This window comes from Nonomuraea fastidiosa (genome assembly GCF_042751225.1).
Classification (GTDB): domain Bacteria; phylum Actinomycetota; class Actinomycetes; order Streptosporangiales; family Streptosporangiaceae; genus Nonomuraea; species Nonomuraea fastidiosa.
In genome coordinates, this window is sequence record NZ_CP170570.1 from 2,688,312 (window position 1) to 2,711,724 (window position 23,413).

The following is a 23,413-nucleotide window of genomic DNA, read 5'->3' on the forward strand; positions in this document are numbered from 1 at the left end:
GTACGTGAAAAGGCCGTACGCCCCCGGGCGGTCCTTGGTGGGATCGCGCCGGAGGCGTACGGATCACCGAACGTTCGGTCCACCGGCAGGGCCGGGCCGTGGCCTCGCGAGTCTCCACGGCCGGCCTCGCCGGATCGCCCAGGTCACGGGAGAGCGGTTGGCCACGCGGCCCGTCCGGTGTGGGGCCGCCGCGCCCTCCCCGCCTGCGCGCCCAGGGTCTTACCGGGCCTGCGTGTTGCCGTTGTCGATGCCGGTGTTGACGTTGCCGTCACCGACCCTCGGCTGGTTGTTGTTCAGCAGCGCGACATTGATCTCGTCGAGGAAGCTGAGGAAGCCGACCTCGAGGTCGTTGACCGAGTGGTTGAGCACGTGATTCAGGACGTCGTCGCCCAGCTGCCACTGCGTCAGCAGGGCCTGGCCCGAGTTGTTCGGGTTGGGCCCGACGCCGGCGGACGCGGCGGACGCGGAGAAGCCGAAGACCGCGGCCGCCACAGCGGCGCCGGCCAGAATACGACGGATCATGTTTGCTTTCCTCCATGAAACGGCGCGGCATTACCACGCCAGGTTTTTTTGTTCAGGGCTGTGCGGCGCCGCTGACGGTGATCGTGGTGATATGGGAGATGCGACTCGTAATGGAGGTCAAGGAACGCGTGAAACCTGTGGTGCTGATTCCCGGCCGACCAGGTGAATTCCGGTCCTCCCGCGGAAAGCGCCTATAACCAGATCGGCACCTTTTCCGGCCGATTTCCGGATGGCGTTCGCGACGGCGCCGGCCGTACCTGGACGATTCATCGATCGCCTGCCGAGCGTTTCGGCGCTCCGGGAAGCGCTCCGCGACCTTGCGAGTCCCCACGATCGTTCAGTTCTGTGACGCGCCAGGAGAAGGCGGGAAGAGCGGCCGGCCGTGCGGCCGGGTGCGGTCGCACGGCCGGCGCACCTGCCCTGCCTCCGCGACCGGTCTTACCTGGCCTGAGCCTGGCCGTTCTTGATCTTCGTGTCCTTGTTGTGGTCGCCGACCGCCGGCTGGTTGTTGTTCAGCGCGCTCACGTTCACCTCGTCGAGGACCTTGACGATGCTGAGCTCGAGGTCGTTGAGCGAGTGGTTGCCGACGTTGTTGAGGACGTCGTCCAGGATCTGGAACTGGCTGAGGATGGCCTGGCCCCCGTTGTACGGGTTGGGGCCGACGCCGGCGGACGCGGCGGTGGCGGAGAAGCCAAGAGCAGCGGCCGCGATTGCGGCACCAGCCAGAATACGACGGATCATGTTTGCTTTCCTCCATGGAACGGCCCGGAATTTCCGGCGCCATAGTCGTTCGTGCAGGGCTGTGAGGTGCCGCGAATAACAATCGCGGCAGGTGGCGGGGCCCGCAACCCGGAAAGACCTTACGGAGGTCAAGAAGACGCCTCGATTCTTTGGCATCAGGTTTCGCCGGTCACGATTCTGGAAACCGGCGCCCGCTTATCCGCGGGCGCACCCGATGGCTGGGCGGCGTCAATGCCATCGCGGGCCTGCACTTTTTACCTGTGCACCGGCGGCGGGGGCGATGGTTCGCCGCCCGCGCGCCCACCGGGCTACTGGGCGCGAGCGTCGCCGTTGTCGATCCGGGTGTTGATGTTCTTGTCGCCCACCTTCGGCTGGTTGCCGTTCAGCGCGCTCACGTTCACCTCGTCGAGGAGCTGGCCGATGGCGATCTCGAGGTTGTTCAGCGAGTGGTTGCCGACGTCGTTGAGCACGTCGTCCAGGATCTGGAACTGGCTCACGAAGCTCGCGCCCTCGTTGTGCGGGTTGGGGCCGACGCCGGCGGACGCGGCGGAGGCGGAGAAGCCGAAGGCTGCGGCCGCGACAGCGGCACCGGCCAGAATGCGACGGATCATGTTTTCTTTCCTCCATGGAACGGCGTGAATTTACCGACGCCGTGGTCGTTCGTTGCAGGGCTGCTAGGTGCCGCGAATAACCATCACGGGAACCCTCGAAAAGCGCAACTGGAAAATCTCTCGGCAAGGTCAAAGAGCCGCCTGGATTTTTTGAGCCGCTTTTCCGGCACTGCGGCGGCGGTGCACGATCGGCACTCCGCGGGATCCGCTATTGAACCGGTGCCGCCGCCGGGCCACGCCGCGTATGGGGTGGAGGATCACCGGTCTTTGGACAACGATCGACCGCCGCTTGGCGCTGGTATCCGGCAGCAGGAAAACGCTTTTGAAAGGGCCGCCGCGGACCACGTACGAGGACCGGGGGCACCTGTGATGACGTGCGGGAATCCCGCCGGGGCGGTTCGCCGCCCGGCGAAGATCCGGGCCCGATCCCGTGCGAGGATAGTGTTCATGGCAGAGATCGTCGGCGGAGGACGTCCGGTCAACGACGCCGAGCGGCGCGTGATCGCATATCTGCGAGACCACGCGCCCGCCGACTGGTTGCTGCTGCACAACATCGAGGTCCCGCGCGGCCACGACGTGTTCGAGGTCGACCTGCTCGTCCTGACCGGCCACTCGCTGGTGGTGGTCGACGTCAAGGGCACCAGGGGCCGCATCGAGGTGTCGGGCACGCGCTGGTTCCCGCCGCGCAGGGAGGCGTTCGGCTCGCCGGTGACCAAGCTGCGGGGCACCGCCAAGGCGCTCAAGGGCCTGCTGGTCTCCCGTGCCACCCAGCTTGAGCGGGTCTACGTCGACAGCCTGGTCGTGCTCACCTCACCGGACGCCGAGCTGATCGATCCCGCCGGGCGCGACGCGGTCAACGTCACCGACCTGCCCAACCTGGTGGCGACGCTGAGCGACGTCTCGCGGGTGCGGCGCGGCTGCAGCCCCGACATCCGGCCGTACATGACGGCGATCCTCGACGCGCTCAACCAGACCGTGCGCCGCAGCACCGCGCCGCCCAGGTTCGGCAACTGGGAGGTGGAGGAGCAGCTCGGCGGCGATGCCAAGGTCACCGAATACCGCGCGTTCAACGCCACGCTGCCGGGCAGCGAGACCGTGCTGCTGCGCGTCTACCAGGCCGACCCGCTGGCCGATCAGGAGTCGCGGGCGGCGGAGCGGCAGCGCATCGCGAACGCGTATCAGACGCTGGCGCGCATCCCGCCGCACCCGTGCGTGGTGCGCTCGCGCGACTTCTTCGCGATCGACGACGAGAGCCGGTTCGTGCTGGTGCTCGACGACGTGCACGGCGAGGCGCTGCACCTGGCGATGGGCAAGGCCGCCCCGATGGGCGTCATCACCGACCTGCTGCGCGGCCTGGCGCACGCCCATCTCCACGGCGTGGTGCACCGGGCGCTCACGCCCGCGGCGGTGCTGGTCACCGACGACGGCCACGCGGTGCTGACCGGCTTCGACTACGCCAAGCCGGGCCCGCGCAACTACACGGTGGCCCACGAGCTGGGCAACGTGCTCGACGCCCACTATGTGGCGCCCGAGTGCCAGGAGCGGCCCGACCTCATGACCACCTCGTCCGACGTCTACGCGGCCGGCGCCATCGCCTACCAGCTGCTCACCGGCCAGCTCCCGACCAGCGCCGACGCCCAGGGGCCGGACGTGCCCGAGGTGGTGCGCATGATGCTCGACCACTCCCCGGCCAAGCGCCCCACGGCGGCGCAGGCGCTCCAGGCGCTGCGCGACGCACCGCCGCCGCCCGGCCGGCGCCACAAGTCACGGCTCACCAGGTTCGTCCGCCGCATCGTGTCCCGACCGTAGAACACACCAGGCTCGTGGAGCACACCGGGGTCGCCGCCGCACAGCGTCCCGGCCGTAGGGCTCACAGGCTGGCGCGCAGGGCGTCGGCCTGCCTGAGGTAGTCGCGCGCCAGCCCGGTACGCCCCGCCGAGCGGTGCAGCTCGCCGAGGAGCTGCGTGCTCGACGCCTCCCCGCTGCGATCGCCCAGCTCCTGGAAGATCTGCAGCGCGCGTTCGAGCCCGGAGGAGGCGCGGGCCAGGTCGCCGTTGGCCGCTTGCAGGCCGGCCAGGCTCTGCAGCGCGTACGCCCCGCAGTGCCGGTCGCCCAGCGACTCGAAGATCTCCAGCGCGTGCCGGTGGAACGAGATGGCCTGGTGCAGGTGACCCATCTGGACGCACACGCAGCCCTCCCTGTGGGAGTCGCCCAGCTCCTGGGCCAGCCGCATGGCCAGGCCCAGCGACTCCGACGCCTGCGCGAGGTCACCCGACTTCAGGCACACCCGGCCGATGGCCTGGCGGGCGTACGCCTCGCCGGGCTTGTCGCCGGTCGCCTCGAAGATCGCGAGGGCCTGGCGGAAGTGGCCGAGCGCCTGCGCGTGCCGGCCGCGGAACTGGCTGACCGCGCCGAGGCCGCAGATCGAGGTGGCCTCGGCCCTGCGGTCCCCCATGTCGCGGAAGATCTGGCGGGAGCGGGTGAAGGCGTCGGTGGCCTCGTCGTAGCGATCCTGGTAGAGCGCCACCTGGGCAAGGCCCCTGAGCATGGCGGCCTCGCCGTACCGGTCGCCGGCGGCGCGGGCGGCGGCCAGTGCGACGGTGTGCGTGCGCCGCCAGGTGCCGAGGTGGCAGCGCAGATCCAGGTACGGCACCATCGCGGCGGCCAGCCCCCACGCCGACTCGGCCGCCCCGTTGCCCGCCGCCGTCTCCACGGCGGCGGCCAGCGTCTCGTGCTCGGCCTCGAACCACGTCACCGGGTCGGCGGTGAGCCGGTCGAGCACGGGTCCCGGCAGCCGCCAGCGCGGCGCCCCCGCGGCGGTGAGGCTGAACACCGTGGTCGGCAGGCGGGCCATGGCGTGCTCGGCGGTCGCGGTCCACGCGGCGAGCACCCGTCCCACGGCGGCGGGGTCGCCGGGCTGCCGCCGGGCGTGCTCGGCGATCAGGTCGGGCACCCGGTAGCGCGGCTGGCCGGTGTCGTCGGTGCCGACCGGGTCCAGCAGGTTGACCTCCACCAGCAGGTCGGTGACCTCGCCCGCGCCGTGGCGGCCGAGCGCGGCGTCGATCACCCAGCCGGGCTGTGCGGCGGGGCCGAGCAGGCCCAGCGTGGCGAGCGTGCGGGCGGCCTCGTCGGGCAGGCGCGCGTACCCGCGGTCGAGGCCCTCACGCACGTCGCGCAGCTCGGCCAGCCAGTCGTCCTCCAGGTGCTGCCGCAGCACCGACAGCGACCAGCCGGGGCGGGCGGCCAGGCGGGCGCCCGCGTTCCTGACGGCGAGCGGCAGGTGGCCGCAGGCGGCCACGATGGCGAGCGCCGCCTCACGTTCCCTGGCGACCCGGTCCGTGCCCGCGACCTTCGCGAGCAGCGACAGCGCCTCGCCGGGCGGGAGCGGCCCGAGCTGGACGAACGCGGCCCCGGGCAGCTCGGTGATCCGGCGCCGGCTGGTGACGATGACGGCGCTGCCGTTGCCGGGCAGCAGCGGGCGCACCTGGGCGGCGTCGCGGGCGTCGTCGAGCAGCACCAGCATGGGACGCTCGGCCAGCAACGAGCGCAGCAGCGCCGACCGCTCGGCCACCGTCGGCGGCGGCGTGGCGACGCCGAGCGCCCTGAGCGCCTCGGCCAGCAGGTCGCCCGGCTCGCGGTCGCCGAGCTCCAGGTAGAGCTGCCCGGATGGGTAGGCCGCGCGTAACGCGTGCCCGACGTGCACGGCGAGCGCCGACTTGCCGCAGCCGGGCGGCCCCGAGACGACCGCGACGGGATGCGGCCGGCTCAGCCTCGCCACCTCATCTGCTCTGCCGGTGAAGTCGGGCAGGTCGGGCGGGAGCTGGCGGGGCACGACGGTCGCGCTCTCGTCGGCGAGTATCAGCTCGTACGCGCTGCGCAGCTCCGTCCCCGGCTCGACGCCCAGCTCGTCGACCAGCCGGCCGCGCACGGTGGCGTAGGCCCGCAGCGCCTCGGCCTTCCTGCCGCCGCGGTGCAGGGTCAGCAGCAGCCGCCCCCACAGGTCCTCCCGGTAGGGCTGCTCGGCCAGCAGGCCGCGCAGCTCCGAGACCGCGCCGTCGTGGTCGCCCGCCGCGATGCGCCGCTCGATCAGCGCCTCCGCGGCACGCGCGCGCAGGTCGCGCAGCGCTTCGATGCGGCGGTCCCAGACGGGGCTGCCGGGCAGGTCGCACAGGGGCGCGCCGCGCCATAAGGCGAGCGCGGCGTCGTACTCGCCCTGATCGACCAGCTCCTCGAAGGCCAGCAGGTCCAGCTCAGACGCGGTCACGTCGATGGCGTAGCCGCCGCCGTCGGAACGCAGCAGATCGCCCAGGTCGGCGCGGAGCGAGCTCGCGTACGTGCGCAGGTTGGCCTGCGCCGAGCGCGGCGGCCGCTGTGCCCAGAGCACCTCGGCGAGCAGGTCGGCGGCCACCACCTGGCCTGCGTCGAGCAGCAGCGTGGCGAGCAGCAGCCGAGGCTTCCTGCCGGAGATCCGGACGGGTTGTCCGTCGCGGCGGACCTCCAGCGGGCCGAGCACGTGGAAGGTGACCGTCATCCGCATCAGCTCCTCTACAGGGGCCTGACAGCCGTTTGTATCGGTTGTGGACGTTTTCTGTGCGGCTCGTACGGACCCTGGGTCTCAGAGATCCCACGGAAAGGATCACCCCATGAAGCTCTACGGAGCAATGGCCGCGGCCCTGGTGCTGATCGCCGGCCTCGGCGCAGCGTCCCCGGCGGCGGCCGATCCCGTACCGGAATCGGAAGAGGCCCAGATCCTCGCGACGAACTTCCAGCTCCCCTTCCCCTGTGGCCAGACGTGGACGGGCAACTCCAGCGCGAGCAGCGCGCACCGCTCGTACGAGATCGACTTCAACCGGGGCAGCACCGCGGACGCCGACAAGGGCGACACCGTGGTCGCCGCTGCCGCCGGGACGGTGGTGATCTCGTCGCACCAAGGCTCGACCAACGGCTTCGGCAACCTGGTCAAGATCGACCACGGTGGCGGCTGGGCGACGTACTACGCGCACCTGGACACCCGTACGGTCAGCGTCGGACAGTCCGTCTCCCAGGGCCAGAAGATCGGCACGGTCGGCAACACCAGCAAGCCGGGCAACAACATCTCGCCGCACCTCCACTACGAGGTACGGCTGGGCGACAACTATCCGTCCAACATCCAGCGGGCCGTTTTCAACGGGGTCACGTTCGGGTACCCCCAGCAGACCCTGACCTCGCAGAACGGCTGTAGCGGCGGATCGACGAACCCGTACAAGCCCGAGCAGGTGTGCGGCTCCGGCTTCAAGGTCATCGACTCGGCCAAGCTGGGCACCGACGGCACGGTCTACCTGCTCTACAACTCCAGCAACGCCAACAACTGCGTGGTGACGCTGAAGGCGAAGAACATCGGTAAGGCCACCGCCGTCAGCGCCTATCTCGAGGTGCAGGGCAAGTCCCGCAAGACCGACTCGGGCAACTTCAGCTACTACGCGGGCCCGGTCAAGGCGGCCGCTCCCAGCACATGCGTCAAGTGGGGCGGCAAGGCGGGCTCGTCCACGTACGACAGCCCGTGGGAGCACTGCAGCTGACCTGACCCGACTCCTCATCTGACCAGGCCGGGCGGCGCGAGGGCCGCCCGGCCTACGCGTGCGTGACGGTGTCGAGGATGTCGATCACGTAGAGCCTGGGCCGCTCGCCCGGCGACGGCACCGCGATCCTGCTGCCGACCCGCCGCCCGGCCAGCGCGCCGACCCAGGAGGCCGGCACCGCGCCCGGCTCCAGCGTGAACGCGCTCGGCCCGCCCCGCCGGTAGGAGGAGTCCACGACCCGGCGGGACGGCCAGGACGCGGCCACGTACTGGACGACCACCTTCGAGCCCGCGGCGACCTCGCCGCCCGAGCCGTCGATGAGCACGCGGGGCGGGTCGGCGGGGGCGAGGTCGGCGGGCACGACCGGCAGCGTCCGCCCGACCAGGCGCGCGTCCGGCGGGTAGCCGCCGATGATGTCGAACACGAGCACCAGCGTGTCGTCGGGGTCGAGGCCGGCCGACGGCACGTTCGGGCCGAGCGCCTGACCGGCCGGGCTGATCAGCATGACCCGGCTGCCCGCCGGATGCCCGATGAGCGAGCGCCGCCAGGTCTCCGGCACCTTGCGGCCGTCGAAGACGACCGTCGTGGGCTGGTCGCCGTCGTAGGTGCTCATGTACGGCCGGTTGCCCGACCAGCGCCGGATGTCCACGTCGGCGAGCACCACGTCGCCCGGCATCGTCCGGCGCCCGCTGCCCGTGGACAGCACCGTGATACGCGGCGTCCGCCCCGGCTTGCCCTTCGGGAGGGCGACGACCGGCTTGCTGCCGAAACGTCCCGTGACGACGGGTTGCGTGCCCTCCTCCGCCAGGCCGCACGAGGTGGCGAGCAGGAGCAGGGCAGGCCAGAACAGACGCAACGTTCTCTCCTCCAGGGCTCTCCTCCGGGGCCCGAGTCCGAAGGAGTTACTTGCCGCAAGCGGTGCAAGGAAAGCTTCGCGCCGCGCCATCTCACGACAAACTTGGAGGGTGTCCAAGCCCAACCTGGCCCGCAGGGTCGCCCAAGCCGCCGAGATCGCGTTGACCACCCGCAAGTACGTGACGTTCATCGACGTGGTGACGGGCCTGCGCTGGCTGCACACCAGGCACGTGGACGTCTGGCGGCAGGGCCGCGCCGGCACGCTGGCGGAGCTGGCCGCGGTGGACGAGGACCGGCTGCTCGTCACGGCGGGGCTGCTGCGCGAGTGGGCGCTGGCCAAGGGGCTGCGGCCGGTGGAGACCCCGTACGTGGCGGGCACCCGCGACCGCCGCGAGCTGCGCTTCGTCAAGGGTCCCGACCAGGCGCCGTTCCGGGTGCACTGGCTGTCGCCCGACCTGAGCGAGGCCCGGGTGCGGCGGCTCACCGAGGCGCAGAGCAAGGCGCCCGACCTCATGGTGGTGGCCCCGCTTGAGCCGTTCACCTGCGCGTCCTGCGGCGACACCGGCCCCTATCTGATCATGGAGGACGACGAGCCCCACTGCCTGACCTGCGCGGACCTCGACCACCTGGTGTTCCTGCCGTCCGGTAACGCGGCGCTCAGCCGCCGGGCCAAGCAGGAGAGCGGCCTGTCAGCGGTCGTCGTGCAGTACAACCGGCGGCGCAAGGTCTACCAGCGCAAGGGCCTGCTGGTCGAGGAGGCCGCGCTGGCCGCCGCCGAGGAGCGCTGCCTGGCCGACGAGGAGGTACGCCTGCGCCGCCGCGAGCGCGACCGCGTCCGCAGGGCCGAGCAGGACGTCGAGTTCCAGGCGAAGATGGCGGCCGAGATCGCCAGGCTCTTCCCCGGCTGCCCCGAGCCGCGCGCCCGCGAGATCGCCGAGCACGCGGGCCAGCGTGGCAGCGGCCGGGTGGGCAGGTCGGCCGCCGCGAAGGCGCTCGACGAGAACGCGATCACGCTCGCGGTGATCGCCTCCATCCGGCATCTCGACACCGACTACGACCGGCTGCTGATGGCGGGCGTGCCGAGGATGGAGGCCCGCGACCGGGTCAGAGACGTTATCGAACGCAAGCTCGAAGAATTCCGCCGGCCGGGTTAGGGTGAGGCATGAGCGACTGGCATGACGTGCGGGAAGAGCTGCTGGCGTTCGCGCTCGGCCTGCCCGAGGCCCACGAAGACCACCCCTGGGGCGAGACCGTCGTCAAGGTCGGCAAGAAGGTCTTCGTCTTCCTCGGCCTCGACGAGCCCACCGGCAAGTGGCAGCCGGCGTTCACCGTCAAGCTGCTCTCCGAGGCCCACGGCCACGCGCTGACCGTCCCCGGCGCGAAGCCCAGCGGCTACGGGCTGGGCAAGGCAGGCTGGGTGACGGTGCCGTTCATGGCGGAGCTGCCCGAGACCGAGGTGCTGCTCGACTGGGTGGAGGAGAGCTACCGCGCGGTCGCGCCCAAGCGCGCGATCAAGGCTCTCGACGCGCTCTGACCCGTCGCCCCGCCCGCCCTTCACATCCCTTGGGCGCGCCGCGCAGGCGTGCCGTCGCGTGGCCCGGCGACGATGTCCGGGCGACGGCCGCGCGGGCGGCGAGGCGTCAGGTGACGGCGAGGCGGACGGCGTACTTCTCGTCCCGCCACAGCTCCTTGTCCAGCACCTCCAGCAGGGTCGCGGCGGCGTCGTAGACGTCGGTGTAGCCGAGGTAGAGCGGCGCGAAGCCGAACCTGAGCGTGTCGGGCGCGCGGAAGTCGCCGTGCACGCCGCGGTCGATCAGCGCCCGCATGATCGGGTAGCCGTCGGGGTGGCGCAGGCTGATCTGGCTGCCCCGCGCCTCCGGGTCGGCGGGCGAGGCCAGCTCCAGCCGGTCGCCGACCAGGTCGACGAAGAGCGAGGTGAGGGCCTTGCTCTTGGCCCTGACCTGCGCCATCGGCACGCGTTCCCACACGTCGAGCGCCGCGTCCAGGGCCGCGAGCGACAGCACGTGCGGGGTGCTGATCACGAACCTGCGCATGCCGTCGGCGGGCCGGAAGTCGGTCTCGAACGCGAACGGCGCGGCGTGCCCGTGCCAGCCGGACAGCACGTTCTCGGCCGTGCCGTGGTGGCGCGGGTTGACGTAGAGGAAGGCGGGCGCGCCCGGCCCCGCGCTCAGATACTTGTACGTGCATCCGACCGCGAAGTCCACGTCCGAGACGTCCACCTCCATGGCGCCCACGCTGTGGCACAGGTCCCACACGATGAGGGCACCGGCGGCGTGCGCGGCGGCGGTCACCTCGGCCATGTCCCTGCGGGCTCCGGTCCGGTAGTCCACCTCCGAGAGCAGCACCACGGCGGCGTCGGCGAAGCTTCCCTCGGCGAGGTCGCGAATCTCATAGCCGCCGACCAGCCCGGCCAGGCCCTGCACCATGTAGTGGTCGGTGGGGAAGTTCTGGGCGTCGGAGACGATCACCCGGCGGTCGGGCCGCAGCCGCAGCGCCGCCGCCACCGCCTGGAAGATCGCGATCGAGGTGGTGTTGCCCACCACGACCTGGCCCGGTCCCGCGCCGATGAGCGGGGCCAGGCGGTCGCCGAGGGTGAGCGGCAGGTCGTACCATCCGGCGTGGTTCCAGCCGCCGACGAGCTGGCCGCCCCATTCGTCCTCGACCGCGCGCCGCATGCGCTCCGCCGTACGCTTCGGCAGCGCGCCGAGCGAGTTGCCGACGAGGTAGATCACGCCTTCTGGAAGGACGAACTCGTCCTTGAACGCCCGCAGCGGGTCCTGGGCGTCGAGGGCGAGGCACTGGTCGCGATCCACGGGATTCGCTCCTGTTCATGGCGGAATGGTGGCTGTAACGCTGTTCACCCCATTGTGGTACTCCCTGGCGTACCAGTTCTGCACCGGCTCGTGCCGCTCGTCCAGACGGAACGGGCCGCGCGGACCCGCCAGTTCGCCCAGCTCCCCCAGCCGCCGCGTCAGATCGCCGCCCCTGGACAGGGCGGCGTCGATGACCCGCATCGCGTCCCAGCCCTGCAGCGCGACCGCCGACGGGTCGCGGCCGGTCCTGGCCCGCCAGCGGGCGACGAAGGCGGCGTTGTCCGGGTTGTCCAGCGCGGGCGCGTACATGCCGACGCTCGTGATGCCCTCGGCATCGGGACCGATCGCGCGCAGCACGTCCTCGTCGGTCAGGTTCATGGAGGCCAGCAGCGGCACCTTGGCGTCGTAGCCGAGCCGCTTGTACGCCCGGGCGAACGCCACCGCCTCCCCACCCGCGTAGCAGGCGAACAGCAGCTCGGCCTCGTCAGGGACGCGGGCGAGGTACCGCTCGAATTCGGTGACGGTGCCCGGCGGCGTCATGACGCGGGCGATCGGCTCGGCCCCGTAGCCCTCGACGAAGCCACGCAGCGTCTCCTCGCCCGCCGAGTAGCCGGAGGCCATGAGCGCAACGGGCCGCCGGCCGTATCGCTCGGCGGCGTACCGGCCGGCCGCGCGGCCGTGCTCGCGGTTGGTGTACGAGACGCGGAAGACGTGCGGCCCGCCCAGCTCGTCCGCACCGGCGTTGGCGACCACGACGGGCACCGCACCCGCTCCGTCGGCCCCCTCTCCCCCGCCCGGCCCCAGGACGGCCCTTCCGCGTGCTCCCCTGCCCGCCTCATCGGCCACCGCCACCGCGACAGGCGAAGAGATGAGCCCGGTGAGCACGTCGGCGCCCTCGCCGATCAGCCGCCTGGCCTCCTTCCTCGCCCTCTCGGGGCTGCCCGCGTCGTCGGCCACGATCAGCCGGGCGGGCCTGCCGCCCAGCCGTCCGCCGTGATCGTCGAGGTAGAGCCGCATGGCGGTCTCCATCTCGTCGCCGAGCGCGGCGTACACGCCGGTCTGCGTGATGATCGCCCCGACCTCGACCGGCGCAGCGTCGCCGGCCTGCGGCACCGCGCCGCCGCAGCCGGCCGCCATGAGCACCGCCAGCCCGGCCGCCGGCAGCCCCAGCATGGGCAGGCGCATGGGGAGACTCCCTTCAGCCCGGCGACGGTAAGGCCCGCTCCTGCGGGTGGTAGGCGACCGCCTGCATCTCAAAGTCGCCGGCCCGCTTGACGTGCGGGTGCCGGCCTGCGGGCGTGGCCTTGCCGGGCACCCGGAAGGCCCTGGGCGGGGGTCTCACGCGCCGAACACCGCCCGTACCGAGCCGAGGCCCTCGATGCGGGCCTCGAACACGTCGCCGGGCTCGACAGGGACGATCGGGCCGAGCGCGCCGGTCAGCACCACGTCTCCGGCCCGCAGCGCGTAGTCCGTGCGGCCGAGCCGGGTGGCGAGCCAGACGGCGGCGTTGAGCGGGTGACCGAGGCAGGCTTCGCCCGAGCCGGTCGAGACCTCCGCGCCGTTACGGGTCATCGTCATCCCCGCCGCCCGCAGATCGAGCCCGGTCAGCGGCACCGGCGTACTGCCGAGCACGAACGCCCCCGCCGACGCGTTGTCGGCGACGGTGTCGGCCAGCGTGATGTCCCAGTCGGCGATCCGCGAGTCGGCGATCTCGATCGCGGGCAGCGCGAAGTCCACCGCCCTGATCACGTCGGCCACCGTGAAAGGACCGCCGGTGAGGTCGTCGCCGAGTACCAGCGCCACCTCGGCCTCGGCGCGCGGCTGCAGGAACCGCTCGTACGGGACCGGCAGGCCGTCGCAGTAGGACATGTCGGCGAACAGCATGCCGTAGTCGGGCTGGTCGATGCCGAAGCGCTGCTGGAGCTGCGCGTTCGTGACGCCGACCTTCCTGCCGACCAGCCGCCGCCCTTCGCCGAGCGCCCGCCTGGTGTGGATCTCCTGTACGGCGTACCCGTCGGCCGCCGTGCTGACCAGGTCCCTGATCGGTTCGCAGGGCTTGCCCGTACGCGCCGCCTCGGCCAGCCGGTCGGCGGCCTGGGCGTGCACGTCCACTGCCTGGGACCATTCGTCATGCATCGGGCTGCTCCAGTTTGATGGTGATCGTGGTGGGTTCTGAGTAGAAGTCGAGCGACCGGGTGCCGCCTTCCCTGCCGATGCCCGAGAGCTTCACGCCGCCGAACGGCGCCCGCAGGTCGCGCACGTCCCAGGTGTTGACCCAGACCTGCCCCGCCTCCAGGCGCTGGGCGACCCGGTGGGCGCGGTCCAGGCTGGTGGTCCAGACGGTGGCGGCCAGGCCGTACTCGCTGGAGTTGGCGAGGTCGAGGGCCTCGGCCTCGCTGTCGAAGGGCGCGACGTGGCACACGGGACCGAAGATCTCCTCCCGGTTGAACCTCGACCATTCCGACAAGCCTGCCACTACCGTCGGTTCGACGTAGTATCCGCCGTCACGGTGGTCGCCGAACACCGGCACGCCGCCGCCCGCCAGCACCTTGGCTCCCTCCGAGCGGGCCAGGGCGTAGTAGGACAGCACCTTGTCGCGGTGCGCGGCGGAGATCATGGGCTGCGGCTCCACCTCCTGGGCGCGGGCGGCCAGGCGGGCGCAGAACTCCTCGAAGATCGGGCGCTGCACGTACATGCGCTCGGTGCACAGGCAGACCTGGCCGCCGTTGGTGAAGGCCGAGCGGACCGTGCCCTCCACGGCCCTGTCGAGGTCGCAGTCCTCGAAGACCAGCCCGGCGTTCTTGCCGCCCAGCTCGAACGAGATCGGCTTGACCCGCTGGGCCGCCGTCCGCATGATCGCCGCGGCGGTCCTGGTGGAGCCGGTGAATGTCACCGCGTCCACGTCGGGATGCTCGACGAGGAGCTGGCCTGCGGACCCGTGCCCGAAGACGATGTTCACCACGCCGGGCGGCAGCCCCGCGCCGGCGCAGATCTCCGCGAAGACCGCCGCCGAGCCCGGCGTGTGCTCCGACGGCTTGACGACCACGGTGTTGCCGCAGACGAGCGCGGGCGCGAGCTTCCACGTCATCAGCAGGAACGGCAGGTTCCACGGGACGATCACCGCGACCACGCCGAGCGGCCTGCGCACGGTGTAGCTGAGCGTGCCCGACAGGTGGAAGGCCTCCTCCGGCCGCTGGGCGGCCATCTCGGCGAAGGCGCGGAAATTGGCGATGCCGCGCGGCACGTCGAGCGTGCGGGTCTGGTCGAGCGGGTTGCCCGTGTCGGCGATCTCGGCGGCCACCAGGTCGTCGAAGCGCTCCTCGATGCCCTCGGCCAGGCGGCGCATCCAGCCCGCGCGTTCGCCGACGGGCATCGCCGCCCAGTCGCGCGCCGCCTCCCTGGCCGCGCGCACCGCCCGGTCGGCCACCTCGGGATCGGCCTCGTGGACGTGCCTGACCACGAGGCCCGTGACGGGATCGTGGACGGGAAAGCCCGGCCCCGCGGCGACCGGCCGGCCGCCGATGAAATGGGTCAGCACCACGTTCTCCTCATCTCTCCTCCACTTCCCGGTGTCGATCGGTTCGCGGACGGCGGCGGGCCTCGCGGGGCACGGACGGCACGGCACCGGCGACACGACGCGGACTTCACGACGCACACGACGCTGACGACGCTGACGACACGGACCCGCCGTTCGCATCGTCTCGCCGGAACGCGGCGGGCGCCATGCGCGATGCTGGTGGACATGCAGACCCGCACCGATCGGATAAGCGCCCACGACGGCACCTTCGACGTACGGACCTGGCTGCCCGAGTCGGGCGGCGGGCCCGGGATTCTCCTGATCCAGGAGATCTACGGCGTCGGCCCGTACATCGAGAAGGTCGCCGCCGAGCTGGCCGCAAAGGGCTACGTGGTGGCCGCGCCCGACCTGTTCTGGCGCATCAGGCCGCACTGGCGAGGCGAGCACACGCCGGAGGGCACCGCGACCTCCATCGAGCTGGCCCGCGACTTCGACCTGGCCCAGGGGGTGGCCGACTGCGCGCTGACGGTGACCCACCTGCGCGCGATGCCGGAGGTGCGCGGCGGGGTGGGCGCGCTGGGCTTCTGCCTGGGCGGCACGGTCGCGTTCATGCTGGCCACCCAGATCGAGCTGGCGGCCGTGCTGTCCTTCTACGGCTCGGCGGTGCCCGAGTCGACCGGGCTGCTCGAACGCATCGACGCGCCGCTGCTGCTGGTGTTCGGCGGCGACGACCCGTTCATCTCGCGTGATCGGGTGGCGGTGGTGGAGGAGGCCGCGCGGAGCCGTCCGAACGTGGTGATGTACATCGAGGAGGAGGCGGGGCACGCCTTCCACAACAGCGAGGCGCCGATGTTCCACCACCCGGAGGCGGCGGAGCGCGCCTGGCGGGTGGCGCTGGAATTCCTCGACCGGCACCTGCCCGTCTCTTAGGCCCGTCTCTTAGGCCCGTCTCTTAGGCCCGTCTCTTAGGCCCGTCTCTTAGTACTCCAGCCGCATTTAGTGATCGATGATTCGTCGCTGTCGCTGGTAATGGCAGCGGCGGGCGCGGGCTTGATGCCGACGTCGCCACTGTGACCAGCGGATTCGATGACTGGCAGGGTGCCGGGGCTGGGCAAGATGAGCATGCAGACGCCGGATCTCGTTGACGGTAAGCGGGATCAGCTCGCCGGAATCGTCACCGTTCGCACCCTCAAGCTGTGATCGTCCCTGTCGGCAGGGCCCCCTGTGTGGCCAGGCCCGAGAAAGCCTCGCCCTGCTGAGCGCCCGTTGCGCCGGGTGGGCCGGCGGCGAGGAAAGCCAGGTGAGCGTGAGCGACCATGGCCAACGTGACGTGCCGATACCAGGCCAGGTGCTTGCGGACCTGGTAATGGTCCAGGCCGACCTCGTTCTTGGTGGCCTGGAAGCATTCCTCCACGCTCCACCGCGATCCCGCCACTCGCACCAGCTCCGGCAGCGCGACCGGGCCGGTGGCCCAGCAGGTGTAGAACGCCAGCTCGCCGGAATCAGTGATGGAGCGGCGGGCCAGCAGCCACTCGGCCGGGCCGAGCGGGATCCACGCCCAGTCGTAGTAGCGGTGGCCCTTGGCACCCTGGCCGCAGGAGTAACGCTGCCACGCCTGCTCCTCCAGCGCGGCGAAGACCTCATCGGCACGCATCTTCCGGCCGGCCAGCACGATCGGGTGGTCACAGGAGACAGCGAACACGTAGCTCAAACCCCGGCTGCGGCACCGCTCACGCAACACGGGGTTGTCGCCGTAGCCCTCATCCGCGGTGAGCCAGGCGAAGGTGAGCAGCGGATCGTCGGCGGCCCGCTCGATCATCCTCCAGGCCAGCTCCGGTTTGGTCGCGAACTCCACCTGCTCCGGGATGCCGGCGTCGGTGCGCCGCTCGGGTGCGGTGAACCAGGAAGCGGGCAGATACAGTTCCCGGTCGATCAGCACCCGTTGCCGGCCGGGGTGCAGGTAGGAGGCGAACACTCCGACCTGACAGTTGGTGATCTTTCCGGCCGTGCCGGTGTACTGGCGCTGCACCCCGGCCGAGCGGCGGCCCTTCTTCTCGAACCCGGTGTCGTCGACCACCAGCACCCCGTCCAGGCACCCGAGCCGCTCGGCGACCTGGGCCCGCAGTGCATCCCGGACCGCATCGACGTCCCAGCGGGCGTGGTTGAGCAGTCGTTGCATCCCGTCGGGTGTCGCGTCTCCGGCGAACTCGGCCAGGGACCAGCCGTTCTTGCGTTCCAGCGAACTCAGCAGGCCCAGCAGGTAACCACGCGCTCTGATCCGCGGCTCACGCCGGCCGAAGAACGGTGCCACTACCTGCGCGAACAGGTCATCGAACGCATCGGCCCATACACGCGGGTCGATTTCGGCTACCGTGGCTGCCACGGCCACCGCCGATCATCTGGATTCCACACACCCACATGATCACTGCGGTGGCCGTCTCACGTCTCAGCCTCGACCAGATCGAGATCTCGAAGTGCGGCTGGAGTATTAGGCCCGTCTCTTAGGCGCCATGCCTTAAGGGGCGACCGTCCCTTAAGACCTGTCCGAAGGGACATCTTCCGGTATCCCTAGATCATCGCCATCATGGTCGGATGGCACGGACATGGGAATTGTGGGGAAACGTCATAATTGCTGGGACGATTGCACTTCCGCTGGCCTTGCTGGCGATCGTGCTCCTCGCCCGCCATCGCACCCGTTCCGGCCATCCCATGCCCCTGCGCACCTCCGTCGCCGACGTGGGCATCGCGGTCGGGACCGCTCCATGGATCTGGATGATCCTCACTCCCGCGGGCGGCGCCGACGGGGTCTCGCTGGTGCCGTTCAGCGACCTCGCAGACCTCGCCGGAGCGCCGTGGGAGGAGGTGTTGGTGCAGGTCGGAGGCAATCTGCTGGTCTTCGCCGCGCTGGGCGCGCTGCTACCGGTGCGCAGCCGCGCGATGTGCTCGACGGCCAGGGTCGCGGCCCTCGCCGCGGGGTTTTCGGTCATCGTCGAGACGCTTCAGTACGTCCTGCGCCTGGGCCGTTTCTCGTCCGTCGACGATGTGCTCCTCAATGCGGCGGGCGCCGCGATCTTCTCTTTGGTTACTCGCCGCTGGTGGGCGGATCGAATACCGGCCCGGACCGTTCCACAGTAACGGTCCGCTAAAACCTCGCGGAATTCACCACTCAGGCACGATCCGTCCAAAATCTGCCCGCGACCATCGCCTGCATCTGTGCGATCGTGGACAAGACGGGGCAAGTTCTCTGGAGACGCCACAACCTGGTTGGTGACAGAGGGTGATCAAAGTTGTCTGAATCCCCGGTACCCCACGAGCCCCCTATCTATCGACGCATCGCCGACGGTCTCCGCGCCCGGATTCATGCCGGCGAGTTGCGCGACGGGGACCGACTGCCGGGCGAGAACGCACTGATGGCCGAATACGCAATCGCTCGAGCCACCGCCAGGCAGGCGCTTGCCGTACTGATCAACGAAGGGCTGGCGGTGCCCAAACGAGGTTCGGGGGTTTACGTGCGGCAGTTCAAACCGATCCGCAGGCACGGCGCACGACGCCTGTCGCGGGAGCAGTGGGGGCAGGGCAGGGCCATCTGGGACGCCGACGCGCGCGGGCGTCCGTTCACCGTTGACCGGGTGGAGGTGGCGTTGGAGCGAGCCGCCGAGGACGTGGCGCGGGTGCTGGACAGCGACCAGGTGTGGGTGCGCAGGCGGCGCTATCTGGTGGACGCGCGGCCCGTGCAGCTCGCCACCTCCTACTTCCCCGCCCACCTGGTCGAGGGCAGCGCGATCACCCTCACCGACACCGGGCCCGGCGGCGTGTACGCCAGGCTCGCCGAGCTCGGCGTGCCCCCTGCCCACTTCACCGAGGAGGTGCGCGCCCGCATGCCGAACCCCCGCGAGAGCAACCTGCTCGACCTGCCGGGCGGCACGCCGGTGATCGTCATCGCGCGGACCGCGTACGCGTCGGACGGGCGGCCGGTCGAGCTGAACGAGATGATCCTGGACTCGGCCGCGTATGTACTCCAATACGACTTCGACGCATGATTCAAGGTGATTTGTCAAGGCAACGTTGACCTGACCCCCGCGATCATTGAATTCTCTAGAGAGGTGGCGCATCTTCTTAAGAGAGATGGAACCTCGCTCGGGGCCCGGGAAGGTGGACAGCGATGTCCTTTGATCGGCACCTCGCCGAGATCGCCCGGGAGCATCCCCAGTGGACCATCTGGCGGAGCGACGCGGGCCGCTGGTGGGCCACGAGACACCATCCGCTGAGCGCGGCGCAGCGCGAGGCAGGATGCGCGATGACCATCGACGCGGACGACCCGGAGGGGCTGCGCGACCAGCTCCGGGACCAGGAGAGGCGGGCCGGCGAGCAGGAACGGGCCGGCCCCGCGCCTCCATGACGCGGGCGGCGGAGCGTCACGCCACCCGCACGCGAGCAGCCCGGTGCCGGGTCCAGCGTCTCGGCGGCCCCGGTACCGGGCCCCCAAATCAGGAGGGGCCACGAACGCGGAAGCCTCCGACCCTATCGGGGGCGGAGGCTTCCGCTCGCACCGCGGTCACTTGTGAGCGGGAGTCTCCGGCAGGCGCACGATGTGCACGTCCGTGTCGTCAGAGACCTCCGTGCCGGCCGGATCGGGGGCCGGCACGGAGGCCGGCTCCGATGCGGTCTCGCCATCCTCGATGATGACCCGCACGTCGTCCTGCGGCTCCTGCGGCGGCTCGATGCCCTGCTGCGGCTGCGGGAGCGCGGGGGAGGTGGAGACCGCCGACTCGGGCACCAGCGGCCCGGCGTTCGACTCGGCCACCATGAGGTCGCCCAGCACCGTGCTGATCTCCGTCAGCCTCCGCACCACCTCCGTGTGCGTGTTGGTGAGGTAGTCGACCCGGCGGCCGGCCTGCTCGTCGATCGCCGCCGCCCGCTGCTGGGCGCCGGTCAGCAGCGCGTCGGCCTCGGCCCGCGCGCCCGAGACGATCTGCTCGGCCTGCGCCTGGGCCGACGCCAGGAGCTGCTCGGACTCCTCGCGGGCGGTGGTGACCAGCCGCTCGGCCTCGGCCCGCGCGTTGGCCAGCGTCTCCTCCGACTCCGTACGGGCGGCGGAAAGCTGCTCCTCGGCGTCGCTGCCCGCCTGGGCCAGCATGCGCTCGGCGGCCTGCGTCGCCTCGCTCACCCGGCGCTCGGCCTCGGCCTGGGCGGAGGTGAGGATCTTGTCGGAGGTCTCGCGCGCCGACGTGACGAGCCGGTCGGCCTCGGTCTTGGCCTCCTCGCGCACCCTGGCGGCCTCGGCCTCGGCGTCCTCCCGCTTGGCCTGGGCCTCCTCCTCCCCGAGCCGGAGGATCTGCGCGAGCCGCGGGCTCAGGTCCTCGTAGCTCTGGGGCGTCTCGACCATCCGCCGCCGGGCCTCGGCCAGCTCGATCCGGCCTTGCTCCGCCTGCTCTATGGCCCGCGCCAGCCGTTCCTCGAGATCCCGTATCTGGTTACGGGTGCGCATCATGTAGTCGTGGACCTGGCGGCGGTTGTAGCCGCGCATGACGACCTCGAAGGTCTCCTCTTGCATCAGATCGGGAAAGTTCTCGTGCTGGTTCATCATGGGGGTTACCTAAGGGTTCGCGTGAGGCGGGGGAAAACTGCGGGTTGTGAGGGTCTGGCGACGAGACGTCAGGAAACGACTTTCCTGCCATCGGCCCACAGCCGCAACCCGAACGCCATACCCCGACCTGGAAATAAGATGCCTCGAATGTACATAGCAGCGTTGGATGGCGGAGCAACCCCGGACATACACCCCGATGCGTACATCGCGCCCGGCGCCGTGGTGGTCGGCCGCGTACGCATCGGACGGGCGTCCAGCATCTGGTACGGCTCCGTTCTCCGCGGGGACGACGAGCGGATCGAGATCGGCGAGGAGTGCAACGTCCAGGACCTGTCGTGCCTGCACGCCGATCCCGGAGAGCCCGCGATACTCGAAGACCGCGTGAGCCTGGGCCACAAGGCCATGGTGCACGGCGCGTACGTGGAGCGCGGCGCGCTGATCGGCATCGGCGCCATCGTGCTGGGCGGCGCCAGGATCGGCGCGGGCACGCTGGTGGCGGCCGGCGCGCTGGTCGGGCCGGGCAAGAAGATCCCGTCCGGAGTGCTGGTCGCGGGCGTGCCGGGGAAGATCGTGCGCGAGCTGACCGACGACGACCGCGCCTCCTTCGCCCGTACGCCGGACAACTACCAGGCCAAGGCGATCAGGCACCGGCAGGCGTCATCACTTTGATCAGCACTTCGTCCGAGACCGACGCCTCGTTGAGCGGATCGGCGTAGTCGGGCAGCTCCGGCCGCAGGAACCGGACGAAGTCGACCGTGAGCTTGAGGTCGGGCGTGCCCTTGACCTGCTTGGCGTTGCCCTTGGCGGCGTCCTTCTTCAGCGTGCTGTAGCTGTCCCAGTCGGTGTAGGCCGTCACCCCCCACTGGAGCACGTCGGGCAGCGTCGAGGGCCAGCGCTTGCCGACCTTCCACGTGCCGCCCTCCTCCTTGTACAGGGCGACGAACACCCGGCCGACCCGGCCGAGCACCAGCTCCACCCAGCCGTCCTTGACCGCCAGCTCCTCCGGCTTGGAGCTGCCGTCCTGGGTGTACTTCACCTCGACCTGGCCGCTCTTCTCCGCGGTGCCGGTGGTGATCGAGACCCAGTTGGGCTTGGCGTACGAGCCGGGCTGGCGGGCCATCAGGCCGCCGAGCGAGAACAGCCGCTTGGGCTTGCCGCCCTTCTTGCCGGTGACCTTGACCTTGGCGTACATGACGATGTCGCCGGCCAGCTCCTGGTAGACGAAGGGCCCGCGGAAGGCGTCGAACCAGGCCGAGGTCTTCGGCTCCAGGTACATCGCGCCCTTCACGGTCTCGTTCACATCGAGCTTGGCGATCCTGTCGATGTCCTTCTCGGTGTCACTGAGCTTGGTCCACATGGACAGATCGGCCGCGTCGTCGAACTCCGTGGACGCCTCGCCCACCTCCCCGCCGGGCGCCGGCGCGGTGGCGTTCTGTAGCGTGAGAATCCCCGGCCCTGAGAGCGTCGGTTGTGCCGGCGCATCCGCACCGCAGCTGGAGAGCACGCTGACGACCGCCACGATCCCTGCAACCTTCGCCCTCATAGCGGCCATTCTGCCGCGAAATGCCGATGGATGATCCACCTTCGCCCAGTACGATGACCGCCGTGCGACCCTGGGATGCCTTCACCGCCACCGAGGCGGAGGTCCGCACCATGGTCGCCGATCCGCGCTGGCAGGGGCTGTCCGTGCCCGACCGCGCCCACGTCCTGGCGGCCCGCATCCTGGTGACCCCCGACGGCGACCGGTGGCTGTTCGGCGCGCACGCGCGCTGGCACCTGTACGACCCCGCCGACGGCCGCTGGCACCTCGCGCCACCGCCCCGCAGGCTGCGGGCCCGGCGCGACGCGCACCCGGCCGCGGCGCTGCCCGACGAGGTGGTGCCGCACGGCTACGACTTCCACGCCGAGCCCGGCTCCACGCAGTCGTTCATCGGTCCCGACGTGCCCGAGGGCCTCACCGAGCAGGTCAGGCAGCTCGTACGCGCCTGCGGCCGCAAGTCGGAGCTGGACTACCCGCTGACGGCCTTCGGCGAGATCTTCGCCTCCGACGTGCCCAGCACGGTCGCCGCCGTGTGGGGCACGATCATGTGGTGCGCGTACGCGCCCGCCTTCGACGGCAACGAGCGGCTGATCACCGTCTTCGGCGAGTATCTGCGCCGGTCGTTGCCCGGCGACGAGTGGGTGCGCTGGCTGCCCGCGCCGCCGCTGCTCGACCTCGCCACGCTCGTCGCCGAGCGGCTGCGGGCCGGGCAGCCGCGCGCGGCGCTCAGGCTGGCCGCCGTCATGGCCGACACCGCGCAGATCCTGCTGCTCGACACCCGCTTCAGGCCGCGCGCGCTGGCGCTGCTCACGATGGTCGAGCCGATGCTGCGCAAGGCCGAGATCGACGAGCCGCACGAGGACGACGCGGCGCTGCGGCAGGCGTGGCTGAAACGCTGCCCGCCCCGGCTGTGCCGGGCGCTGCTCGTCGAGAACGACCCCGAGGGTCACTTCTCCCACTCCGTGTACGACCTCGTGGACGCGCTGTCCTTCATGCCCGACCCGCGCGAGGCGGCGGCCACGTTCCTCGCCGACCTTTCGGACTCGCGCGGCGTGCTGCCGGGGCGGCTGGACCACCGGCTGCGGATGGCGTACGAGGAGCTGCGCCGCGCGGGCCTGACGAGCACCTCGGCGGCCGAACGGACCGAGCCCGAGGGTTTCCCCGTACGCGGGGGCGGCGTGTCCGTGGCGCCCGCTCCCGTCATCGAGGTGGCGCCGCCCGACCGGGCGAGCGCGGCGGCCGTGCTGGGGGCCGCGTACGCGACGGGGCTTGCGTGGGAGCGGCTGACGGGGGCCAAGATGCCCGAGCGCGGGCTGGCGAGCCAGACGGCGCTGGTGCGTAAGATCGTCCATGAACGTGACGACCACCACACAGGTCACATGTAAACCAGTAATACCGCTATTTCCACCTTACCTCCCCACTATCGTTTCAACCCTTCCGATAACACCCGATTAGCTGAATTGTGATCTCGGAAACGGGAAATGATCCCCCTGGGGCCCCTAGGCGACGAAAGGAATGACTCCGATGGGCCATGTCGCCGGAAGGGCCCGCGCCGTAACCTCGTAGAGGGTGTGGGCTGCGGAAGGAAGGACGACGCGGTGGGGCACGATGACCTGGACTCTCGGGTCCACGACCGTGTCGCGTTGGA

At 70.8% G+C, this 23,413-nt stretch carries 23 protein-coding genes; 10 read left to right on the forward strand and 13 right to left on the reverse strand.

The features are described 5' to 3' along the window. Nucleotides 1-219: 219 nt before the first annotated feature. The 3 genes from ACFMQL_RS12125 to ACFMQL_RS12135 all read right to left on the reverse strand — a co-directional run bounded on the left by ACFMQL_RS12125 (nucleotide 220) and on the right by ACFMQL_RS12135 (nucleotide 1,874). Complete coding sequence (locus ACFMQL_RS12125) at nucleotides 220-522, reverse strand: hypothetical protein (protein WP_364063864.1); 303 nt, start codon at nucleotides 520-522, stop codon at nucleotides 220-222. A gap of 438 nt (nucleotides 523-960) precedes the next feature. Then, nucleotides 961-1,263: a hypothetical protein gene (locus tag ACFMQL_RS12130; protein WP_364063866.1), complete on the reverse strand. Its 303-nt coding sequence runs from the start codon at nucleotides 1,261-1,263 to the stop codon at nucleotides 961-963. A gap of 308 nt (nucleotides 1,264-1,571) precedes the next feature. Beyond that, nucleotides 1,572-1,874 carry a hypothetical protein gene (locus ACFMQL_RS12135; RefSeq protein ID WP_364063869.1) on the reverse strand — a complete coding sequence of 101 codons (303 nt, stop codon included), beginning with the start codon at nucleotides 1,872-1,874 and terminating at the stop codon, nucleotides 1,572-1,574. A 447-nt stretch (nucleotides 1,875-2,321) separates the two neighbouring features. Between ACFMQL_RS12135 and ACFMQL_RS12140 the strand changes: the two genes are divergently transcribed. Further along, the gene (locus tag ACFMQL_RS12140) at nucleotides 2,322-3,683 is read left to right on the forward strand and encodes an NERD domain-containing protein kinase family protein (RefSeq protein ID WP_364063871.1); all 1,362 of its coding nucleotides are present in this window, start codon (nucleotides 2,322-2,324) and stop codon (nucleotides 3,681-3,683) included. Between the two features lie 61 nt (nucleotides 3,684-3,744). Here the strand turns inward: ACFMQL_RS12140 and ACFMQL_RS12145 are convergent, their stop codons facing one another. After that, nucleotides 3,745-6,405, reverse strand: coding sequence for a BTAD domain-containing putative transcriptional regulator (locus ACFMQL_RS12145; RefSeq protein ID WP_378785714.1), 2,661 nt, complete (start codon nucleotides 6,403-6,405; stop codon nucleotides 3,745-3,747). Between the two features lie 112 nt (nucleotides 6,406-6,517). Between ACFMQL_RS12145 and ACFMQL_RS12150 the strand changes: the two genes are divergently transcribed. Then, nucleotides 6,518-7,432, forward strand: coding sequence for a M23 family metallopeptidase (locus tag ACFMQL_RS12150; protein ID WP_364063876.1), 915 nt, complete (start codon nucleotides 6,518-6,520; stop codon nucleotides 7,430-7,432). A gap of 52 nt (nucleotides 7,433-7,484) precedes the next feature. Here ACFMQL_RS12150 and ACFMQL_RS12155 read toward each other — a convergent pair whose 3' ends face one another. Continuing rightward, nucleotides 7,485-8,288 (reverse strand): FKBP-type peptidyl-prolyl cis-trans isomerase, encoded by an 804-nt coding sequence (locus ACFMQL_RS12155; protein ID WP_378785716.1) that lies wholly within the window; start codon nucleotides 8,286-8,288, stop codon nucleotides 7,485-7,487. Nucleotides 8,289-8,397: 109 nt separating this feature from the next. On the opposite strand from ACFMQL_RS12155, the gene ACFMQL_RS12160 reads away from it, so the two are divergent. Then, nucleotides 8,398-9,441 carry a DUF2293 domain-containing protein gene (locus ACFMQL_RS12160; RefSeq protein ID WP_364063880.1) on the forward strand — a complete coding sequence of 348 codons (1,044 nt, stop codon included), beginning with the start codon at nucleotides 8,398-8,400 and terminating at the stop codon, nucleotides 9,439-9,441. Between the two features lie 8 nt (nucleotides 9,442-9,449). Continuing rightward, nucleotides 9,450-9,821 (forward strand): MmcQ/YjbR family DNA-binding protein, encoded by a 372-nt coding sequence (locus tag ACFMQL_RS12165; RefSeq protein ID WP_364063882.1) that lies wholly within the window; start codon nucleotides 9,450-9,452, stop codon nucleotides 9,819-9,821. A gap of 106 nt (nucleotides 9,822-9,927) precedes the next feature. Here the strand turns inward: ACFMQL_RS12165 and kynU are convergent, their stop codons facing one another. From kynU to ACFMQL_RS12190, 5 genes are read right to left on the reverse strand one after another with little or no spacing between them, the layout of a single operon-like run. Beyond that, nucleotides 9,928-11,121 carry a kynureninase gene (gene kynU / locus ACFMQL_RS12170; RefSeq protein ID WP_364063885.1) on the reverse strand — a complete coding sequence of 398 codons (1,194 nt, stop codon included), beginning with the start codon at nucleotides 11,119-11,121 and terminating at the stop codon, nucleotides 9,928-9,930. Nucleotides 11,122-11,136: 15 nt separating this feature from the next. Then, on the reverse strand, nucleotides 11,137-12,306 hold the full coding sequence (locus tag ACFMQL_RS12175; protein ID WP_364063887.1) for an ABC transporter substrate-binding protein: 1,170 nt from the start codon (nucleotides 12,304-12,306) through the stop codon (nucleotides 11,137-11,139). A gap of 13 nt (nucleotides 12,307-12,319) precedes the next feature. Next, nucleotides 12,320-12,463: a hypothetical protein gene (locus tag ACFMQL_RS12180; RefSeq protein ID WP_364063890.1), complete on the reverse strand. Its 144-nt coding sequence runs from the start codon at nucleotides 12,461-12,463 to the stop codon at nucleotides 12,320-12,322. Beyond that, nucleotides 12,460-13,257 (reverse strand): 2-keto-4-pentenoate hydratase, encoded by a 798-nt coding sequence (locus ACFMQL_RS12185; RefSeq protein ID WP_378785719.1) that lies wholly within the window; start codon nucleotides 13,255-13,257, stop codon nucleotides 12,460-12,462. Before ACFMQL_RS12185 ends, ACFMQL_RS12180 begins: the two co-directional genes overlap by 4 nt. After that, a complete protein-coding gene (locus ACFMQL_RS12190) occupies nucleotides 13,250-14,662 on the reverse strand; it encodes an aldehyde dehydrogenase family protein (protein WP_364063895.1) in 1,413 nt (470 codons plus the stop codon). The genes ACFMQL_RS12185 and ACFMQL_RS12190 overlap by 8 nt, the downstream gene beginning before the upstream one ends. Nucleotides 14,663-14,863: 201 nt before the next feature. Here ACFMQL_RS12190 and ACFMQL_RS12195 point away from each other — a divergent pair, with 201 nt between their 5' ends. After that, on the forward strand, nucleotides 14,864-15,568 hold the full coding sequence (locus tag ACFMQL_RS12195; RefSeq protein WP_378785720.1) for a dienelactone hydrolase family protein: 705 nt from the start codon (nucleotides 14,864-14,866) through the stop codon (nucleotides 15,566-15,568). 259 nt (nucleotides 15,569-15,827) lie between these two features. Here the strand turns inward: ACFMQL_RS12195 and ACFMQL_RS12200 are convergent, their stop codons facing one another. Continuing rightward, nucleotides 15,828-16,964 carry an IS701 family transposase gene (locus ACFMQL_RS12200; protein ID WP_364070935.1) on the reverse strand — a complete coding sequence of 379 codons (1,137 nt, stop codon included), beginning with the start codon at nucleotides 16,962-16,964 and terminating at the stop codon, nucleotides 15,828-15,830. Nucleotides 16,965-17,296: 332 nt separating this feature from the next. Between ACFMQL_RS12200 and ACFMQL_RS12205 the strand changes: the two genes are divergently transcribed. The 3 genes from ACFMQL_RS12205 to ACFMQL_RS12215 all read left to right on the forward strand — a co-directional run bounded on the left by ACFMQL_RS12205 (nucleotide 17,297) and on the right by ACFMQL_RS12215 (nucleotide 19,037). After that, nucleotides 17,297-17,773: a VanZ family protein gene (locus tag ACFMQL_RS12205; protein WP_378785721.1), complete on the forward strand. Its 477-nt coding sequence runs from the start codon at nucleotides 17,297-17,299 to the stop codon at nucleotides 17,771-17,773. A 152-nt stretch (nucleotides 17,774-17,925) separates the two neighbouring features. Further along, nucleotides 17,926-18,678 carry a GntR family transcriptional regulator gene (locus ACFMQL_RS12210; RefSeq protein ID WP_364063903.1) on the forward strand — a complete coding sequence of 251 codons (753 nt, stop codon included), beginning with the start codon at nucleotides 17,926-17,928 and terminating at the stop codon, nucleotides 18,676-18,678. Between the two features lie 122 nt (nucleotides 18,679-18,800). After that, a complete protein-coding gene (locus ACFMQL_RS12215; protein WP_364063906.1) occupies nucleotides 18,801-19,037 on the forward strand; it encodes a hypothetical protein in 237 nt (78 codons plus the stop codon). Between the two features lie 156 nt (nucleotides 19,038-19,193). Here ACFMQL_RS12215 and ACFMQL_RS12220 read toward each other — a convergent pair whose 3' ends face one another. Beyond that, nucleotides 19,194-20,225 carry a hypothetical protein gene (locus ACFMQL_RS12220; RefSeq protein WP_364063909.1) on the reverse strand — a complete coding sequence of 344 codons (1,032 nt, stop codon included), beginning with the start codon at nucleotides 20,223-20,225 and terminating at the stop codon, nucleotides 19,194-19,196. Nucleotides 20,226-20,372: 147 nt separating this feature from the next. Here ACFMQL_RS12220 and ACFMQL_RS12225 point away from each other — a divergent pair, with 147 nt between their 5' ends. Then, complete coding sequence (locus tag ACFMQL_RS12225; RefSeq protein WP_378785722.1) at nucleotides 20,373-20,894, forward strand: gamma carbonic anhydrase family protein; 522 nt, start codon at nucleotides 20,373-20,375, stop codon at nucleotides 20,892-20,894. Here ACFMQL_RS12225 and ACFMQL_RS12230 read toward each other — a convergent pair. Further along, the gene (locus ACFMQL_RS12230; RefSeq protein ID WP_364063915.1) at nucleotides 20,866-21,768 is read right to left on the reverse strand and encodes a hypothetical protein; all 903 of its coding nucleotides are present in this window, start codon (nucleotides 21,766-21,768) and stop codon (nucleotides 20,866-20,868) included. The two genes, ACFMQL_RS12225 and ACFMQL_RS12230, sit on opposite strands and share 29 nt — an antisense overlap. Nucleotides 21,769-21,821: 53 nt before the next feature. Between ACFMQL_RS12230 and ACFMQL_RS12235 the strand changes: the two genes are divergently transcribed. Further along, nucleotides 21,822-23,150 (forward strand): hypothetical protein, encoded by a 1,329-nt coding sequence (locus ACFMQL_RS12235; RefSeq protein WP_378785723.1) that lies wholly within the window; start codon nucleotides 21,822-21,824, stop codon nucleotides 23,148-23,150. Nucleotides 23,151-23,413 lie beyond the last annotated feature (263 nt).